The sequence below is a fragment of the Lactobacillus sp. C449L genome (genome assembly GCF_059900815.1).
In genome coordinates this window covers 1-548 of sequence record NZ_JBWXGA010000073.1, presented here as the reverse complement: position 1 = coordinate 548, position 548 = coordinate 1, and the positions used below count along the sequence as shown (strand labels likewise).

The following is a 548-nucleotide window of genomic DNA, read 5'->3' as shown; positions in this document are numbered from 1 at the left end:
GTTGCCAGGGAAGTAGAAATCGGAGTGCTTGGCAATGACGAACCGGAATGTTCTGTTGCAGGCGAAATCATTCCGAAAAAAGGTTTCTATGATTATAAGGCGAAATATGAAGATGGCAACACAGCCCTTGTCATCCCGGCGGAAATTACTGAAGAAGAATACCAGATGCTTCAGCAAATGGCCGTTACCTCATTCAAAGCATTGGATTGCTCGGGCCTTGTGCGGGCTGACTTCTTCTTAACTAGGGATGGAAGGGCATATATACATGAAGTAAACACGATGCCTGGCTTCACTCCATTCAGCATGTTCCCGCTGTTATGGAAGCATACTGGTCTTGAGTATCCGCAGCTAATTGAAAGATTAGTCACTCTGGCAAAAGAACGCCATGCAGAAAAACAAAAGATCAAGCATACCTTTTAATGGATAGCTTTATTCAGATTAAATTTACAACAGAAGAAACAGAGAAGCGGGAACCTGAAGGCTCCTGCTTTGTTTCGTTTTTATAAGGGGCAAGGCAAGAAAAGAAAGGCGAACATACGCTAGGAGGA

At 43.8% G+C, this 548-nt stretch carries 1 protein-coding gene; it reads left to right on the top strand.

Features of this window, described 5'->3' with window-relative positions; genetic code table 11:
- A partial coding sequence (locus AC2JF9_RS08350; protein WP_500726864.1) for a D-alanine--D-alanine ligase occupies positions 1–420 on the top strand: 420 nt, incomplete at its 5' end.
- Positions 421–548: the final 128 nt, after the last annotated feature.